The organism is Janibacter sp. RAF52 (assembly GCF_052114035.1).
Taxonomy (GTDB): Bacteria; Actinomycetota; Actinomycetes; order Actinomycetales; family Dermatophilaceae; genus Janibacter; species Janibacter hoylei.
In genome coordinates, this window is the sequence record NZ_JBFRDY010000012.1 from 70,699 (window position 1) to 85,952 (window position 15,254).

The window sequence follows — 15,254 nt, forward strand, 5'->3', positions numbered from 1 at the left end:
CATGGACACGATGACCCTGGCCCCGCCCCCTTCGCCCGCCTCACCACCTGCCCCCCGCACGGCCGCCGGCGCGACCTCGCGCTGGGCACGACTGCTGCGCGGCCCGCACGGGGACCCCGCCTGGGCCCGACCGGCACTGGTGGGGCTGCTCGTGGCCACCGGCGCCCTCTACCTGTGGAACCTCACCGCGAGCGGCTGGGCCAACTCCTTCTACTCCGCTGCCGCACAGGCCGGCTCGCAGAGCTGGACCGCGATGTTCTACGGCTCGTCCGACGCGGCCAATGCGATCACCGTCGACAAGCCCCCCGCCTCGCTGTGGGTCATGGCCCTGTCGGTGCGTCTGCTCGGGCTCAACTCCTTCGCGATCCTCGCCCCGCAGGTGCTCATGGGGGTCGCCAGCGTCGGCCTGGTCCACGCCAGCGTCAAGCGGCACTGGGGCGCAGCCGCCGGTTTGCTCGCCGGCGCGGTACTCGCCCTGACGCCCGTCGCGGTGCTGATGTTTCGCTTCAACAACCCCGACGCGCTGCTCGTCCTGCTCATGACCGCCGCGGCGTGGGCGACCGTGCACGCGGTGGAGCGTGGCTCGACCCGGTGGTTCGTCCTCGTCGGAGTCCTCGCCGGCCTGGGCTTCCTCACCAAGACCCTGCAGGTGCTGCTCGTCGTCCCCGGCCTCGGCCTCGCCTTCGTCGTCGCCGCCCGCACCACCCTGCGACGACGCCTCGTCGGTGCGGTCGCCGGCAGCGTCGCCGCGCTCGTGTCCGCCGGGTGGTGGGTCGCGATCGTCGAGCTGGTCCCGGCGAGCATGCGGCCCTACGTCGGCGGCAGCCAGACCAACTCCTTCCTCGAGCTGACCTTCGGCTACAACCAACTGGGCCGCATCAACGGCAACGAGACCGGGTCGGTCGGCGGGGGCAACGGCTGGGGCGAGACCGGCATCCTGCGGATGTTCAGCACGTCGATCGGCGGCCAGATCTCGTGGCTCATCCCCTCCGCGCTCGTCCTGCTCGCCGTCGGCCTGTGGCTGCGCGGTCGAGCCCCCCGCACGGACCTGCGCCGCGCCGCCTACATCGCCTGGGGCGGCTGGTTGGTCGTCACGATGCTCACCTTCTCCTTCATGGCCGGCATCTTCCACGAGTACTACACCGTCGCCCTCGCCCCTGCTGTGGCGGTCCTCGTCGGCGCCGGCGCTGTCGAGGCCTGGGAGCGCCGGGAGCAGTCCATCGGGTCGGTGACCCTCGCGGTGGCCACGGCGACCGCCGCAGTGTGGGGATTCATCCTGCTCAGCCGCACCACCGAGTACGGCTGGCTGCGTGTCGCGGTCCTCGCCGTCGGCCTCGCGGCCGCTCTCCTGCTGCTCGTCATCGCCCGGGTCCACCGCCGGGCCGTCGCCGTCATCGCCGCCGCAGCGGTCCTCGCCGGCCTCGCCGGGCCCGCGGCCTACAGCGCGACGACCCTCGCGGAGGGCCACACCGGCTCGATCGTCACGGCAGGACCGTCGACCGGCGGGCCCGGTGGCGGAGGAGGCCCCGGTGACGGGGGCATGGGCGGCGGACGCGGCACACCACCCCAGGCCGGAGGTGGCACCACCACCGCACCGCAGGGGGCGGGCGGCCCCGGGACCGGCGGGGGGACCGGGACCGCACCCCAGGGCCGCGGCGGCGGGATGGGCGGCCTCCTCGATGCGAGCACCCCGAGCACCGAGGTCGTCGCCGCCCTCTCCGAGGACGCAGACTCCTATCGCTGGGTCGCCGCAGCCGTCGGCTCGCAAAATGCTGCCGGCCTGCAGCTGGGCACCGAGCTGCCCGTCATGGCCATCGGCGGCTTCAACGGCTCCGACCCCTCCCCGACGCTCGAGCAGTTCCAGCAGTACGTCGAGGACGGCGACATCCACTACCTCGTCGCCGGCGGCGGCATGGGTGGCGGCATGGGCGGATCGGGCAGCAGCTCGCAGATCACGACCTGGGTCCAGGCCAACTTCACGGAGGTGACGATCGGCGGTACGACCTTCTACGACCTCACCCAGCCGATCAAGTCGTCGACCACGTCGACCTCGACGGGGGGCACGACCGATGTCTGAGGTGACCATGACCCGGGGCCCCGTCCTCGATCTCGTCGTCCCCGTCCACAACGAGCAGCACACGCTCGCCGCGTGCGTGCGCCGGCTCCACGAACACCTGACCGCGACCTTCCCCTACCCCTTCCGGATCACCGTCGCCGACAACGCGAGCACCGACGACACCCCGCTCGTCGCCGCGGCCCTCGCCCGCGACCTGCCGGCCGTCGCGGTGGTCCGGCTCGAGGCCAAGGGGCGCGGCCGCGCCCTCAAGCAGGTCTGGCTCGCCTCGGAGGCACCGGTGCTCGCCTACACCGACGTCGACCTGTCGACCGACCTCGACGCCCTGTGGCCGCTCGTGGCGCCCCTGATGTCCGGCCACTCCGATATGGCGATCGGCACCCGGCTCCACCAGGACAGCCGGGTCGTGCGCGGGGTGCAGCGCGAGTTCATCTCCCGCGCCTACAACGTCGTGCTGCGGGCCGCACTCGGTGCGCGCTTCTCCGACGCGCAGTGTGGCTTCAAGGCCATCCGCGGCGACGTCGCCCGCGAGTTGCTGCCGCTCGTCGAGGACCCCACGTGGTTCTTCGACACCGAGCTGCTCGTCATCGCCGAGCGCTGCGGGCTGAGGATCCACGAGGTGCCCGTCGACTGGTGGGACGACCCGGACAGCCGCGTCGACGTCGTCGGGACCGCGACCGACGACCTGCGGGGCGTCTGGCGCATGCAGCGCACCTTCGCAGCAGGGGTGCTGCCCGTCGAGGACATCCGGCAGCGCATGGGGCGGATCCCCCCTTCGTCGGGGGTCGGCGCCCACGTCGTCCGCTTCGGCGTGGTGGGGGTCGCCTCGACGCTGCTGCACCTCGGCCTCTTCGCGCTGCTGGCCACAGCCGTCGGGCTGGGCTCGCAGACGGCCAACGTCGCCGCGCTGCTCGTCGCGACCGTCGCCAACACCTGGGCCAACCGTCGATGGACCTTCGGCATCCGCGGGAGCGCAGGCAGCCTGCGTCACCAGCTGCAGGGGCTGCTCGTCTTCGGCGGGACGTGGGCGATGACCTCGGGCGCGCTCGGGCTGCTCCACGCTGCCTGGCCGGCCACGCCCGTCGCGGTCGAGACGCTCGTCATCGGGGTCGCCAACATCGCGGCGACCGTCGTCAAGTTCGTCGCGATGCGCTCGTGGATCTTCGCCGACCGGAGCGATCCCGACCTGCCGGTGGGCTCCGTCGACGCCACGGCCGAAGGGGGGTCCGACCACCGCGAGGTGGAGGTCGCCCGCTGAGCCCACCCTGGCCGCGGCCATGATGGAGGCATGGCCCACGACCCGTACCGGCGCCTCGCGCCGCGGACTGCCGAGGACCTGCGAGCGGTGGAGGACCGGCCCCCGAGATGGTGGGCCGAGGCCCGTCGGGCCGTGGGCTACGGGGCCGGGGCCTTCGCCTTCTTCTCCGGTGTCTTCCTCTTCTCCCTCACCGGGTGGTTGCGCTACAGCCCGGCGTCGAGCGACACCATCGAGGCCGACACCGCGTGGGTGGCGATCCTCGCCGTCGGGTGCGGCTTCATGTGGCCCTTCCTGCTCCTGTCCACGGAGCGCGACGACCACGGCTACCCGCGACGCAACCTCACGAGCATCCTCCTGCCTGCGCTGCTCGTGGTCAGCGCCATCGGTGCCGCCGCGGTGATGGGATGGTCCCTGCTCATGGACGGGCGAGCTCCGACGGACTCGGTCCTGATGACGATCACGTCGGACCCGATCTCGCTGCTCACCGTCGTCGCAGCGCTCGTCGCGACGCACGCGTGGTGCATCACCTGCGTGCTCGGCTTCGTGCGTCCCGGCTGCCTGCGGCTGGGCCTCGGCCTGCCGACGTGGTTCGTCGTCGCGGGGCTGTGCTTCTGGCGTGGGGTGGTGTCCTTCGAGGAGCCGCCCTCCGCCGCCCGGGCACTCGTCTGGGCCGTCGTCGCGGGTCTCGGCCTCGCTGCGCTCGCGCTCCTGGCCCTGGTCGACGAGACCTGGGGCGAGCCGTCGACCCGGGCGTGGAGATGACGAGACCCCGGCCGCACGTGGCGACCGGGGTCTCGTCCGCTGGCGGAGGCGGAGGGATTTGAACCCTCGATGGGCGGTTAGCCCAAACCGCATTAGCAGTGCGGCGCCATAGACCGGACTAGGCGACGCCTCCAGACAACCCGGACAGAGTATCTGCCGGGTGCGCAGCGCTCCAACTCGGGTGGGCGACAGGTCGCCCACCCGGCCGTCAGCCGCAGATGTCCTGGTCGGCCGTGCGGCTCTTGACCGCCGTCGGCGCCGGCGGTGCCGTCACCGAGTGCGACGGCAGGGGGTCTGTGCCCTCCCGGTTGGGGACCTCACGGGCGGGGTCGGCCCCGGCGCCGATGACGAGACGGGTGGCCCCCTTCGTCAGCTGGGGGTCGACCTTGAGCTTGGCGCCCGGGTAGGCGGCGGCCACGGTCCGCGCGGAGGCGGTGTCACCGCGCGCGTGGTGGACGACGACGCCCGTCACCGAGGAGGTCGGGGCGACGTCGGCGATCTGGACGCCGAAGCCCTGCACCTCGAGAGCAGCCGCCTCCTGCGCCGCCAGCCCGGTCACGCCGGTGTCGTTGACGACGCTGACGGTGATCTCCGACGGTGCGACCGTGGGCTTCGGCGCGGCCTTGGTCTCGCGCTTGGCCCCGGGCAGCGCCGTGTCGTTGCGGACGGCGGCCCACAGCTCGTCGGAGGCCTCGGTGCGCCACTGCACCCGGTTGGTGTCGGCGGGGTAGGGCTCGGTCGGCACGGTGACGAAGACGAGCTCTCCCGTCCCCAGGTCCCTGAGGCTCGAGGCGATCGAGGTGAGCCGGGTCAGGCTGAGGTCCTCGTCTGCCGTCATGGACTTCGTGGCCGCGTCGAGGAATCGGTACAGCCGGTCCGGGCGCAGGAGCAGGGAGGTCTTCGTCGCCTCCTGGGCCATCGACGACATGAAGACCTGCTGGCGCTCGATGCGCTGCAGGTCCGAGCCGTCCCCCAGGGTCTTGCGCATGCGCACGTACCCGAGAGCCTCCTTGCCGTCGAGGCGCTGGCGACCGGCCGGCAGGTCGATCTGGGCGTCCGCGTCGGACACCGGCTTGGGCAGGCACACGTCGACGCCCCCCAGGCCGTCGACCATCGACTGGAACCCGCTGAAGTCGACGACTGCGACGTGGTCGATGTAGATCCCCGTCAGTCCCTCGAGCGTCTTGACCGTGCAGGCCGGACCGCCCTGGTTGAAGTTGTCGTTCCACCGACGCACCTCGCCGTTGGCGACGGTGGACTTGGGATCGGCGCAGTCCGTCGGTGCCTGCGTCATCGAGTCCCGCGGGATCGAGATGACATAGGCGGACTCACGGTCCGCGGAGATGTGCACGAGCAGGTTGGTGTCGGATCGCGCCCCGCCCTCGGCTGTCCCCGTGCCGTACTCGGTCGTGCCGAGCCCCTCGCGGGTGTCGGACCCGATGACCAGGATGTTGAGTGCGCCGTCGACGTCGTCGGGACGTTCGGCCGACCCGTGCGCGATGTCGACGCGCGAGATGTTGTTGCCGAGGTGCATCGTGACACCGAGCCCGGCGGCGACGACGAGCGCCGCCCCCGCACCCGTCACCTTCAGAGCCCGGCGTCGCAGCCGCGCGCGCCGGGCGAGGCGGTGCTCGCGGCGGGCAGCTCGAGTGGTGCCGCCGGTGTGGCGCTCGGCCCGGGTGGCACCCACGGGGGTGGTCACCCGGTCGCGCCGGCGGGGCCGTCTCCTCGGAGCCCCGCGCCGGTTGGCGGGGGGCTGGTACTGGGCGCCGTCGTCCTCCATCGGGGGGACACACTAGCCGCACATGCCGAAGGCCCCCACCATCTGGTGGGGGCCTTCGAGGGTGCGCGGTGAGATCACCGCATCACTGGTGCGTCGTCTCAGACGGGACGGACGCGCTCAGCCTGCGGGCCCTTCGGGCCCTGGGTGATCTCGAACTCGACGCGCTGCGCCTCGTCGAGCGACCGGTAGCCGGTCGTGTCGATCGCGGAGTAGTGAACGAACACGTCGGGGCCGCCGCCGTCCTGGGCGATGAAGCCAAAGCCCTTCTCAGCGTTGAACCACTTAACGGTGCCCTGTGCCATGGGGTGAATCTTCTTTCCTGTTGAACAATCCGGGCCCGCAGGTCGCGGTCCCTTGTGCAAGCTGCAAAGCTCCCCTCGGCAGGGGTACACGCCCCTGGTAACACTGTGAGCCCGGCGTGGCGGCCGACCCCATTCGCATCATGCGAGAAGTTCTGTACTGCAACTACGAGAGCGACGCTACCAGCAAACCTCTGCGGGAGCATGGTCACGCACGCGGGAAGGTGCGGACGGCCGCCTGGCCGTCACCCCGCGAGCCGGTGCACCTCGTCGATCGCATCGACGTAGCCGCGCACCCCACGCCCGACGACCTCTGCGCTCGCCACGTCGGCGAGGTAGGAGAAGGCACGGAAGGGCTCACGCGCTCGGATGTCCGAGATGTGCACCTCGATGACCGGTCCGGCGACCGCGGCCAGTGCGTCCCGGATCGCCACGGAGGTGTGCGTCCAGCCGCCGGCGTTGACGACGAGCCCGATGGCGCTGCGGCGCACCTCGTGGATCGCGTCGATCATGACGCCCTCGTGGTTGGTCTGGCGGAAGTCGAGATGCCACCCCAGCGCGTCGGTGCGCGCCCGGCACAGGGCCTCGACGTCGGCGAGCGTCTCGTGGCCGTAGACCTCGGGCTCACGCTCGCCGAGCAGATTGAGGTTGGGTCCGTTGAGCACCACGAGGGCGGGCCGGGATGTCATGCGGAGGGCGTGGGATTCGAACCCACGATGACGTTGCCGCCATAGCGGTTTTCAAGACCGCCGCACTAGGCCACTATGCGAGCCCTCCTCGCCTGCCGCGCGGCAGGCGAGTCCACGGTAGGCCATGATGAGTGTGGGTAGTGTCGGGGTGAGCCGACCACCAGATCGAAAGGACTCCCATGTCGAAGATCTCCTTCCTCCTCGGTGCCGCCGCCGGGTACGTGCTCGGGGCCAGGGCTGGCCGTCAGCGCTACGAGCAGATCCGCTCCGGCGCCGCCAAGGCCTGGCAGTCGCAGCCGGTGCAGCAGCAGGTCGCGACCGCGAAGCACGCCGCCAAGACGAAGGCCGCCCCTGCCGCGCTCGATGCCGTGAGCAGCGCAGCCTCCGTCGCCGGCGACAAGATGCGCGAGGGCGCCAGCAAGATCACGGGCGACCCGTCGCGCGACGTCCCGAGCGGCGTCGCGGCGGACACGCAGGGCCCGTCGACCTACCCGCTCGGCGACGGCCCGACGCCCGCCTGACCCTTCGAGACGGTCGCTGCGCGACCTCCGGGTCCTGAGGAGGGAGTCCGCGCAGCGGGCGAGTGTCTCGAAGGGCAGGGCCCGTGGCGACACGACGAAGGGAGGGGACCCACCGGTCATCGGTGGGTCCCCTCCCTTCGAGGCTCGCTGGCGCTCGCACCTCAGGGCCCGGCGAGCGGACTCAGATGAAGAGCGCCGGGTCCGCGTAGAGCAGCTCCTGCGGCGAGCGGCCCGTGGTGTCCTCGAGCGCCGGGAACCGGTACTGCGCCGGGATGCCCGTGGCGACGGCGCCGGTCGGGACGTCCTTGACGACGACCGAGTTGGCCCCGACCTTGACATTGCTGCCGACGTGCACGTCGCCGAGGATCTTGGCCCCGGCGCCGACCATGACCTTGTCCCCCAGCGTCGGGTGACGCTTGACCCGCTTGCCGGAGGTGCCGCCGAGCGTCACGCCGTGGAAGAGCATGACGTCGTCTCCAACAACCGCCGTCTCGCCGATGACCACACCCATGCCGTGGTCGATGAAGAAGCGGCGCCCGATGTGCGCACCCGGGTGGATCTCGATCCCCGTGAAGGAGCGCGAGAGGTAGGCGAGCACACGCGCGGGCCACTTGCCGCCGGGACGCACCCACCAGCGGTGGGCGATGCGGTGCAGCCAGATGGCGTGCAGCCCGGCAGAGGTCAGGAGCACGACCCACCGCGAGGTCGCGGCGGGGTCGCGCTCCATGGCCGCGGCGAGATCCTCACGGATCGTGGCGCGGATCGGCAGGTGGGCGGCCACGGTCAGTCGAGGAGCCCTTCGAAGAGCGGGGTGGAGAGGTATCGCTCGCCGAAGCTCGGGATGATGACGACGATCGTCTTGCCGGCATTCTCCGGCCTGCGGGCCACCTGGTCAGCCGCCGCAAGGGCGGCGCCGGAGGAGATGCCGACGAGCAGACCCTCGTCGGTGGCCGATCGACGCGCCCAGTCCATAGCCGTCGGGGCGTCGATGTCGATGACCTCGTCGTAGATCTCGGTGTCGAGGATGTCGGGCACGAAGTTGGCGCCCAGTCCCTGGATCTTGTGCGGGCCGGGGGCGCCCCCGTTGAGGATCGGGGACTCGGCCGGCTCGACCGCGATGATCTGGACGTCCGACTTCTGCGAGCGCAGGTAGCGTCCGGCGCCGGTGATGGTGCCGCCGGTGCCGATGCCGGAGATGAGGATGTCGACCTCACCGTCGGTGTCCTCCCAGATCTCCGGACCCGTGGTCCTCTCGTGGATGGCCGGGTTCGCGGCGTTGGCGAACTGCTTGGCCTGGACGGCGCCGCGCTCGGCGGCGATCTCCTCGGCCTTCTCGACCGCACCCTTCATGCCCTTGGCGCCCTCGGTGAGGACGAGCTCAGCACCGTAGGCGCGCAGGAGCGCACGGCGCTCCTTGGACATCGTCTCCGGCATGGCCAGGACGACGTTGTAACCGCGGGCCGCGCCGACCATCGCGAGCGCGATGCCCGTGTTGCCCGAGGTCGCCTCGACGATCGTGCCGCCCGGCTTGAGCTCACCGGAGGCCTCGGCTGCGTCGATGATCGCGGCACCGATGCGGTCCTTGACCGAGTTGGCCGGGTTGTAGAACTCGAGCTTCGCGGCGACTGTCGCCTCGGACTCGATGATGCGGTTGATCCGCACGAGCGGGGTGCGGCCGACGAGCTTGGTGGCGTCTTCATAGATGGGCAACGCGGGTCCTTCCCTCGGAGTCGAGTGCCGCGATGAGTGCGGCGGGCACGTCCGCGACAACGAACGCGACGTTATGGATATTCCAACACCGCGTTATCTGTCGGTGCAAGCGGGTCTCACCGCCGCCGGGCGAAGGGGGCACACCCCCTTCGTCCGAGGCCGCGACGGGGGCGGTGAGGGTACCCTCAGGTGACGAGTGACGCACCTCTGCGGTGCTGTCGACACAGGGGTCGAGTCCTAGACTCGGACCCATGTCTGCCCTCCAGATCGTCGCGATCATCCTCGGGGTCGGGATCACCATCGTCGGATGGGGCCTGCTCGCTCGAGCCGTCAAGCACTTCGTCACCGTCTTCAAGCTCGGAGCGTCGACGCCGGCCAAGGAGCGCACCGGCCAGCCCGGCGCGCGCACGGCGACGCTGCTGCGGGAGTTCCTCGGCCACACCCGCATGTCGCGGCTGCCCATCGTGGCGATCGCCCACTGGGTCACGATGATCTCCTTCGGGGTCCTCTTCCTGACCCTGGTGCAGGCGACCTTCCAGCTCTTCGACCCGCACTTCGTGCTGCCGCTCATCGGCCACTTCTTCGTCTACGAGTGGATCACCGAGCTCTTCGCGATGACGGGCATCGTCACGATCGTCATGCTCATGGTCATCCGGCAGCGGAGCCACCCGCGCTCGGCCGCCGGTGACGAGGGCCGCAAGTCCCGCTTCTTCGGCTCGACCTTCTGGCAGGCCTACTACGTCGAGCTGACCATCCTCGGCGTCGGCATCTGCATCGCCCTGCTGCGCGGCCTGGAGCGGGCGCTCCTGCTCAACACCGGTGAGACCGACCACGCGTCGCTGCTGCACTTCCCGCTGACCGGCTGGCTCGGCTCGCTCTTCTCGGGCATGTCCGTCGGGGCGCTCGAGGCGGGCATCGTCGTCGTCGCGCTGATCAAGCTGCTCATCTCGTACGCCTGGATGATCACCATCTCGATCAACCCGACGATGGGTGTCGCGTGGCACCGCTTCCTCGCCTTCTTCAACATCTACTTCAAGCGTCACGCCGACGGCCGTACCTCCCTGGGTGAGCTGCAGCCGATGCTCGTCGACGGCAAGCCCTTCTCCATGGAGGTCATGGAGGAGATGGAGGAGGACTCGACCCTCGGCGTCGGCAAGGTCGAGGACTTCACGTGGAAGGGCCTGCTCGACTTCTCCACGTGCACCGAGTGCGGCCGCTGCCAGAGCCAGTGCCCCGCCTGGAACACCGAGAAGCCCCTCTCCCCCAAGCTGCTCATGATGACGCTGCGCGACCACGCGCACGCCAAGGCGCCCTACCTCGCTGCGGCACAGGGCGTCTCGGGCGTCTACACCCCGGCGAGCGCAGCGAAGGGCCAGACCGCCGACGGTGCCGTCGCCTTCGGTGGCGCCGAGGCCGTCCAGGCCGAGGGCGCCGTCGCGACGGCCGAGCCGGACGCGATCAACTGGGGCGAGATGTCGCTCGTCGGCCAGACCGGGTACGACATCGACCACCCGCTGTCGGCCTACAACCCGCACGGCCCCGATGCGGTCATCGACGAGGACGTCCTGTGGTCGTGCACCACCTGTGGCGCCTGCGTCGAGCAGTGCCCCGTCGACATCGAGCACGTCGACCACATCGTCGACATGCGGCGCTACCAGAACCTCATCGAGTCGGCCTTCCCGAGCGAGCTCGGCGGCCTCTTCAAGAAGCTCGAGTCCAAGGGCAACCCGTGGGGCATGGGCGCCAAGGCGCGCATGGACTGGGCGAAGGACCTCCCCTTCACCGTCAAGGTGCTCGGCGAGGACGTCGGGTCGGCCGACGACGTCGACTACCTCTTCTGGGTCGGCTGCGCCGGCGCCTACGAGGACCGCGCCAAGAAGACGACGCGCGCCGTGGCCGAGCTCTTCGACCACGCCGGCGTGGACTTCGCGGTCCTCGGCAACGGCGAGACCTGCACCGGTGACTCCGCCCGCCGCGCGGGCAACGAGGTGCTCTTCCAGATGCTCGCGGAGCAAAACGTCGAGACGCTCAACGAGCTCGGCGCGACGAAGATCGTCGTCACGTGCGCGCACTGCTTCAACACGATCAAGAACGAGTACCCGCAGCTCGGCGGCAAGTACGAGGTGCTGCACCACACGCAGCTGCTCAACCGCCTCGTCCGCGAGAAGAAGATCGTCCCGGTCAACCGCCCCGAGGGCCCGCGCAAGTCGAGCCTGAAGGACGTCGCGTCGTCCGCGCCGTCGGTGACCTACCACGACCCGTGCTACCTGGGTCGTCACAACAACGTCTACGCCCCGCCGCGTGAGCTCATCTCGGCCCTGCCGGGTGTCGAGCTCAAGGAGATGGAGCGGACCAAGGAGAAGTCCTTCTGCTGCGGCGCCGGTGGTGCCCGCATGTGGATGGAGGAGCAGCTCGGCTCGCGGATCAACCTCAACCGCACCGAGGAGGCCATCGCGACCGGCGCCGACCGGATCGCCGTGGGCTGCCCCTTCTGCCGCGTCATGCTCAGCGACGGCCTGACGGCCAAGCAGTCCGAGGGTGCGTCCGAGGACATCGAGGTCGTCGACGTGGCCCAGATGCTGCTCGCGTCGGTCAAGGAGGCGGTCGTCCCCGCGAAGGGCGGCACCACCGAGGCGCAGGAGCAGGCCGAGGCCGAGCCCAAGACCGCCGTCCCCGCGCCCACCGAGGGTGAGGGAGCGAAGGGGGCGACCCCCGCCGCTCCGAGCGAGGCCGAGACCGCGCAGACCGCTGCCGCGGTCGAGGAGGCCGGCGAGGACCCGCAGGCCGTCGCCGGTCGCGAGACCGCTGCGGACAAGAACGCCGCTCCCTCGTGGGAGACCGGCGCTGCCGTGGGTGCTGGTGGGGCCGCAGCCGGTGCTGGTGCGGCCGCCACCGACTCGTCCCCTGCGGACAAGAACGCCGCTCCGTCGTGGGAGACCGGCTCGGCTGCCGAGAAGAACGCCGCCCCCTCCTGGGAGACCGGGACCCCGGCTGCCGCCCCGGCTGCTGAGGAGCCGAAGGCCGAGGCCACCGCTGCGGACAAGAACGCCGCTCCGTCCTGGGAGACCGGCGCTCCGACTGCCGCCCCGGCTGCTGAGGAGCCGAAGGCCGAGGCCACCGCTGCGGACAAGAACGCCGCTCCGTCCTGGGAGACCGGCTCGGCTGCGGAGAAGAACGCCGCCCCCTCCTGGGAGACCGGGGCCCCGGCTGCCGCCCCGGCTGCTGAGGAGCCGAAGGCGGAGGCACCTGCGGCCGAGGCACCTGCTGCTGACGACTCGGTCGCCAGCAAGAACGCCGCCCCCTCGTGGGAGACCGGCTCGGTCGCGGAGAAGAACGCCGCTCCCTCCTGGGAGACCGGCGCCCCTGCCGCTGCCCCGGCTGCCGAGGCACCCGCCGCCGAGGAGCCCCAGGCTGAGGAGCCCAAGGCTGAGGAGCCGAAGGCGGAGGCCTCCGCGCCTGCTGAGGCTCCTGCCCCCGCGGCGAGCGGTGGCGGGGATCTCGCGAGCAAGAACGCCGCTCCCTCCTGGGAGACCGGCGCTCCTGCCGCCGCCCCGGCTGCCGAGGCGCCCGCCGCCGAGGAGCCCAAGGCCCAGGCACCCGCGGCAGAGGCCCCTGCCGAGCCGGAGGTCACCGAGGCCCCTGCGGCCGAGGCGCCCACCACTCAGGTCGAGGAGCCCCGGGCGCCTGCAGCCGCGGAGCCCACCCCGCAGGCCGCCGCACCGCCAGCGGCACCGGCCGGCGACAGCGACCTGGCCCGCAAGAACGCTGCTCCCTCGTGGGAGACGGGCGCGGCCGCTCCGGCTGCCGCTGCGGCACCTGCTGCTGAGGCTCCCGCGGCCGAGGCTCCTGAGCCCGCAGTCGACGAGCCGCAGGCCGAGCAGGTCGCCGAGGCCCCCGCAGCCGAGCAGGCCACCGAAGCACCGCAGGCCGAGACGCCTGTCGCCGAGGAGCCTGCACAGCCCGAGGCCGCTCCCGAGTCCCAGGCGAAGGAGCCCCAGGCGGAGGAGCCCCAGGCCGAAGAGGCGAAGGCCGAGCCGCCCGCTGCCGACACCCCCACTCCCCCGGCCGCCGACACCGGCGACCTGTCGGAGCTCGCGAAGAAGAACGCGAATCCGTCCTGGGAGTGACCTCAGCACGACCCACGACGAGGGGGCTGCGCACACGGTGCGCAGCCCCCTTCGTCATGCCGGGAGCACCTGACCCCCGCTCCCGCACGGGGCCACCTGTCATGCTCCTGAGATGGAGTGGACGACGCACCCGGTGACCCCGGGCCGGTTCGAGGACTTCGCCGACGTCATCAACCCCAAGCGGCGCGAGGGCCACTGCTGGTGCCTGTCGCACCGCCTGACCGGACCGCAGATCGACGAGCTCGGTGAGGGCGGCCGCGAGCAGGCCGCCCGGCGGCTGTGCGATCGCGAGGTCCCTCCGGGGGTCGTCACCTACCGCGACGGCACCCCGGTCGGTTGGTGCAACATCGGCGCCCGCACCGACATCCCACGGCTCGTCCGGTCGACGAAGATCCACCCCGTCGACGACGTGCCGGTCTGGAGCATCATCTGCGTCGTCGTCCGCGGCGGGCACCGTCGGCAGGGGTGACGCGGCACCTCGTCGAGGGTGCTGTGGACTTCGCCGCCGCGCACGGGGCACCAGCCGTCGAGGCCTACCCCGTCGATCCGGGGGAGCGGCGGATGGACCTGACGATGGCCTTCGTCGGGACGCGCTCGATGTTCGAGGCAGCGGGGTTCACGACCATCGGCACGACGGAGGCCGTCGCCTCGAAGATGCCGCGGCTCGTCATGCGCCGGACGTTGGCCTGATCGGTCCCCAGCCCGGCAGCAGTTGAGTCCCCGATAGTGGATGCTCCTATTGGTGTCAAGCTGTGGAATCCGCCCCGAGCTGGGCTAGTAGAGCTGTTGCGCGTTGCTCGAGTTCGGGGTCTGTTCGGGTGCCGATCTCGAGGCGGCGCAGGCGCTGGTATGGGACGTCGAGGGTTGCTGCCATGCGCAGCAGGACGATGCGGTGCAGGGCGTTGTTCGCGTGGCGGTTGCCGCCTCGCGAAAGTCGGTGTCGGACACGTTGCCCGGAGGAGGCGGGGATCGGTGCCACGCCGGCCAGCGCGGCGAAGGCGGCCTTCGACACGAGGCGCTCGGGGTTGTCGCCGGCCGCGGACAGCAGCGTGGCAGCGGTCACGACTCCTACGCCGTTGAGGGACAGCAGTCGCGGGTTCACCGAGTGCACCAAGACCTCGAGTTGGTCATCGATCGCGGTGATCTCAGCGCTCAGAGCAGAGCACCTCATCGCGAGGCGCTTCAGGCTCACGCGAGCCACGCGCGCCGGGTCCAAGCCACTGGGGCCGGGCCGGCTGCGAGTGAGGGTGTCGATGAGTTTGTTGCCGCTCATCGAGCGATACGCGGTGCGCACCGGCTCGGGGGAGGTGACCAGGAGCGCTTGGATCTGGTTGATCGCCTGAGTTCTGGCCTTGACTGCTGAGCGTCGCTCGCTCATCAAGATCCGCAGCGACTCCACCTGCCCGTCGCCGCTCTTGGGGACCGTCGTGTCGGTGCCCGCAAGTACGGACATCGCGGCCTGGCGGGCGTCGATGGGATCGGACTTGCCGCGCAGGCGGCGGGCCTGCCGGTTCTGGCGGACGACTTCCACGACCACGAACCCAGCGGTTGTGAGCATCCGCGCGATCCCGGCCCCGTAGGAGCCGGTGCCTTCGACACCGACGCGGCCGAGGTGACCGTGGGCCTGGAGGAAGCGCACCAGTTCGGCGTGGCCGACCTCGGTCGTGTCGAACTGACGGTCAGCGACGCAGCGTCCCAGATGGTCCAGGACAGCGACGTGGTGGGTGAGTTTGTGGGTGTCGATCCCGGCGACCAACAGGGCCTGATCAGGCGTGTTGGCGGCGATCGTGAGGGCTGGCATGCTCGACAAGGACGGTTCCCTTCCAACGGTGAATGACGTCACCGCAGGCCGGTCGGGGCAGACAGCACAATGGCGAGCGACTTCCCGGTCAGGCTCCTATCAAGTCATGTTCCGCCCGGCCTGCGGAAACTCCGGCGTCGATGGACAAATCCACTGAAAGACAACCCGCACGGGTGTCGGTGTAGCAGCGAGTCACACCGGCGCCGGAGCCAGATCCATCATCTCTGTGT

The 15,254-nt window shown here is 71.0% G+C and carries 13 protein-coding genes and 2 tRNA genes; 7 read left to right on the plus strand and 8 right to left on the minus strand.

Annotation, left to right across the window (positions count from 1 at the left end; genetic code table 11):
• Position 1: 1 nt before the first annotated feature.
• Genes AB4Y78_RS14140 through AB4Y78_RS14150 form a run of 3 tightly spaced genes read left to right on the plus strand, consistent with a single transcriptional unit; the run spans position 2 to position 4,094 of the window.
• Positions 2-2,077 (plus strand): ArnT family glycosyltransferase, encoded by a 2,076-nt coding sequence (locus tag AB4Y78_RS14140; RefSeq protein WP_441737243.1) that lies wholly within the window; start codon positions 2-4, stop codon positions 2,075-2,077.
• Entirely contained in the window at positions 2,070-3,332 is a 1,263-nt protein-coding gene (locus AB4Y78_RS14145; RefSeq protein ID WP_282072461.1) for a bifunctional glycosyltransferase family 2/GtrA family protein, read from the plus strand. The genes AB4Y78_RS14140 and AB4Y78_RS14145 overlap by 8 nt, the downstream gene beginning before the upstream one ends.
• Positions 3,333-3,362: 30 nt before the next feature.
• A complete protein-coding gene (locus AB4Y78_RS14150) occupies positions 3,363-4,094 on the plus strand; it encodes a hypothetical protein (protein ID WP_265230079.1) in 732 nt (243 codons plus the stop codon).
• A gap of 40 nt (positions 4,095-4,134) precedes the next feature.
• Here AB4Y78_RS14150 and AB4Y78_RS14155 read toward each other — a convergent pair.
• The 5 genes from AB4Y78_RS14155 to AB4Y78_RS14175 form a co-directional block, all read right to left on the minus strand.
• Positions 4,135-4,227, minus strand: a tRNA-Ser gene (locus AB4Y78_RS14155).
• Between the two features lie 75 nt (positions 4,228-4,302).
• On the minus strand, positions 4,303-5,796 hold the full coding sequence (locus AB4Y78_RS14160) for an LCP family protein (protein ID WP_441715447.1): 1,494 nt from the start codon (positions 5,794-5,796) through the stop codon (positions 4,303-4,305).
• A gap of 179 nt (positions 5,797-5,975) precedes the next feature.
• Positions 5,976-6,179 (minus strand): cold-shock protein, encoded by a 204-nt coding sequence (locus AB4Y78_RS14165; RefSeq protein WP_007927749.1) that lies wholly within the window; start codon positions 6,177-6,179, stop codon positions 5,976-5,978.
• Between the two features lie 242 nt (positions 6,180-6,421).
• The gene (locus tag AB4Y78_RS14170; RefSeq protein ID WP_040881306.1) at positions 6,422-6,865 is read right to left on the minus strand and encodes a type II 3-dehydroquinate dehydratase; all 444 of its coding nucleotides are present in this window, start codon (positions 6,863-6,865) and stop codon (positions 6,422-6,424) included.
• A gap of 1 nt (position 6,866) precedes the next feature.
• Positions 6,867-6,953, minus strand: a tRNA-Ser gene (locus AB4Y78_RS14175).
• A 91-nt stretch (positions 6,954-7,044) separates the two neighbouring features.
• Here AB4Y78_RS14175 and AB4Y78_RS14180 point away from each other — a divergent pair.
• Complete coding sequence (locus AB4Y78_RS14180) at positions 7,045-7,386, plus strand: protoporphyrinogen oxidase (RefSeq protein WP_128277201.1); 342 nt, start codon at positions 7,045-7,047, stop codon at positions 7,384-7,386.
• A 181-nt stretch (positions 7,387-7,567) separates the two neighbouring features.
• Here AB4Y78_RS14180 and cysE read toward each other — a convergent pair whose 3' ends face one another.
• Positions 7,568-8,167, minus strand: a complete 600-nt coding sequence (gene cysE, locus AB4Y78_RS14185; RefSeq protein WP_007927752.1) for a serine O-acetyltransferase — start codon at positions 8,165-8,167, stop codon at positions 7,568-7,570.
• A gap of 2 nt (positions 8,168-8,169) precedes the next feature.
• Complete coding sequence (cysK, locus tag AB4Y78_RS14190; protein ID WP_441715450.1) at positions 8,170-9,096, minus strand: cysteine synthase A; 927 nt, start codon at positions 9,094-9,096, stop codon at positions 8,170-8,172.
• 251 nt (positions 9,097-9,347) lie between these two features.
• Between cysK and AB4Y78_RS14195 the strand changes: the two genes are divergently transcribed.
• The 3 genes from AB4Y78_RS14195 to AB4Y78_RS14205 all read left to right on the plus strand — a co-directional run bounded on the left by AB4Y78_RS14195 (position 9,348) and on the right by AB4Y78_RS14205 (position 13,913).
• Positions 9,348-13,223, plus strand: a complete 3,876-nt coding sequence (locus tag AB4Y78_RS14195; protein WP_441737246.1) for a heterodisulfide reductase-related iron-sulfur binding cluster — start codon at positions 9,348-9,350, stop codon at positions 13,221-13,223.
• A gap of 112 nt (positions 13,224-13,335) precedes the next feature.
• Positions 13,336-13,692, plus strand: a complete 357-nt coding sequence (locus AB4Y78_RS14200) for a hypothetical protein (protein WP_441715454.1) — start codon at positions 13,336-13,338, stop codon at positions 13,690-13,692.
• Positions 13,689-13,913: a hypothetical protein gene (locus tag AB4Y78_RS14205; protein ID WP_441715456.1), complete on the plus strand. Its 225-nt coding sequence runs from the start codon at positions 13,689-13,691 to the stop codon at positions 13,911-13,913. The genes AB4Y78_RS14200 and AB4Y78_RS14205 overlap by 4 nt, the downstream gene beginning before the upstream one ends.
• A 55-nt stretch (positions 13,914-13,968) precedes the next feature.
• On the opposite strand, the gene AB4Y78_RS14210 is transcribed toward AB4Y78_RS14205, so the two are convergent.
• On the minus strand, positions 13,969-15,024 hold the full coding sequence (locus AB4Y78_RS14210) for an IS110 family transposase (protein ID WP_441737249.1): 1,056 nt from the start codon (positions 15,022-15,024) through the stop codon (positions 13,969-13,971).
• Positions 15,025-15,254: the final 230 nt, after the last annotated feature.